This is a genomic window from Cryobacterium algoritolerans (assembly GCF_004402785.1).
GTDB classification, from domain to species: Bacteria; Actinomycetota; Actinomycetes; order Actinomycetales; family Microbacteriaceae; genus Cryobacterium; species Cryobacterium algoritolerans.
This window is the reverse complement of sequence record NZ_SOFP01000087.1, coordinates 1-2,166: the sequence shown is the minus strand read 5'-3', so window position 1 is coordinate 2,166 and position 2,166 is coordinate 1. Positions and strand designations below refer to the sequence as shown.

Here is a 2,166-nt window from a genome sequence, read left to right as displayed (position 1 = left end):
GCCCCAAAGCGAAAGCCGTAGTGCTGGTCAAACAGTGTGGCCTGAGGTTGGGTGCGTCCGATCCTTGAGAACTCAACAGCGTGCACAATGTCAAATGCCAAAAACCTCGGCCGTGGGGCTCCTTTCTAGGGGGTACCGCGGTGGAGATTCCTTTGGAAAACATTTAAACAACAAAGCAAGTCAGTAATGATTTGTTCTGTCAGTTTCAAACTTGTGTCTGGTCTGCCTATTCCGGTGGTCAGTCACACTAGATGTGCCGTTGCCTTCGGGTTTCGTGCAGTCAAACATTTACGGAGAGTTTGATCCTGGCTCAGGACGAACGCTGGCGGCGTGCTTAACACATGCAAGTCGAACGGTGATGAGGAGCTTGCTTCTCTGATCAGTGGCGAACGGGTGAGTAACACGTGAGCAATCTGCCCTTGACTCTGGGATAAGCGTTGGAAACGACGTCTAATACCGGATACGACCTTTGGAGGCATCTCTGGGGGTGGAAAGAATTTTGGTCAAGGATGAGCTCGCGGCCTATCAGCTAGTTGGTGAGGTAATGGCTCACCAAGGCGACGACGGGTAGCCGGCCTGAGAGGGTGACCGGCCACACTGGGACTGAGACACGGCCCAGACTCCTACGGGAGGCAGCAGTGGGGAATATTGCACAATGGGCGAAAGCCTGATGCAGCAACGCCGCGTGAGGGACGACGGCCTTCGGGTTGTAAACCTCTTTTAGTAGGGAAGAAGCGTAAAAGTGACGGTACCTGCAGAAAAAGCACCGGCTAACTACGTGCCAGCAGCCGCGGTAATACGTAGGGTGCAAGCGTTGTCCGGAATTATTGGGCGTAAAGAGCTCGTAGGCGGTTTGTCGCGTCTGCTGTGAAAACCCGAGGCTCAACCTCGGGCCTGCAGTGGGTACGGGCAGACTAGAGTGCGGTAGGGGAGATTGGAATTCCTGGTGTAGCGGTGGAATGCGCAGATATCAGGAGGAACACCAATGGCGAAGGCAGATCTCTGGGCCGTAACTGACGCTGAGGAGCGAAAGCATGGGGAGCGAACAGGATTAGATACCCTGGTAGTCCATGCCGTAAACGTTGGGAACTAGATGTGGGGACCATTCCACGGTCTCCGTGTCGCAGCTAACGCATTAAGTTCCCCGCCTGGGGAGTACGGCCGCAAGGCTAAAACTCAAAGGAATTGACGGGGGCCCGCACAAGCGGCGGAGCATGCGGATTAATTCGATGCAACGCGAAGAACCTTACCAAGGCTTGACATATAGAGGAAACGGTTGGAAACAATCGCCCCGCAAGGTCTCTATACAGGTGGTGCATGGTTGTCGTCAGCTCGTGTCGTGAGATGTTGGGTTAAGTCCCGCAACGAGCGCAACCCTCGTCCTATGTTGCCAGCACGTAATGGTGGGAACTCATGGGATACTGCCGGGGTCAACTCGGAGGAAGGTGGGGATGACGTCAAATCATCATGCCCCTTATGTCTTGGGCTTCACGCATGCTACAATGGCCGGTACAAAGGGCTGCAATACCGCAAGGTGGAGCGAATCCCAAAAAGCCGGTCTCAGTTCGGATTGAGGTCTGCAACTCGACCTCATGAAGTCGGAGTCGCTAGTAATCGCAGATCAGCAACGCTGCGGTGAATACGTTCCCGGGCCTTGTACACACCGCCCGTCAAGTCATGAAAGTCGGTAACACCCGAAGCCAGTGGCCTAACCCGTAAGGGGAGGAGCTGTCGAAGGTGGGATCGGTGATTAGGACTAAGTCGTAACAAGGTAGCCGTACCGGAAGGTGCGGCTGGATCACCTCCTTTCTAAGGAGCACAGCACCTCTCCTCTGTCTACAGGGAGATCACGGTGCCAAGCCATTTCGGAAACACACGTTTTCCGGTGGCGCTCATGGGTGGAACATTGACATTGATTCGTGGAGAACACGATTGAACGAAGTACGCCAGGTGTTGTTTACAACAGCGGGTTGGAAAGGTTTGGTTGTGGAGGAAACGGGTATGCACGCTGTTGGGTCCTGAGGGACCGGAACATTCCTGGCCTGGGGCCGGCGGATGATCTGTTCCTCTGGACCTTTTCCTGTTCACATCATTCGTGGGCAGGTGAGGGTACCGCCCGTACTTTGAGAACTACACAGTGGACGCGAGCATCTTAAATTTGATCGG

Annotated in this window: 1 rRNA gene; it reads left to right on the top strand. The window is 54.6% G+C overall.

What is annotated here, in order from left to right:
- The first annotated feature begins 287 nt into the window (after nt 1–287).
- Nucleotides 288–1,809, top strand: a 16S ribosomal RNA gene (locus E3O19_RS17555).
- Nucleotides 1,810–2,166 lie beyond the last annotated feature (357 nt).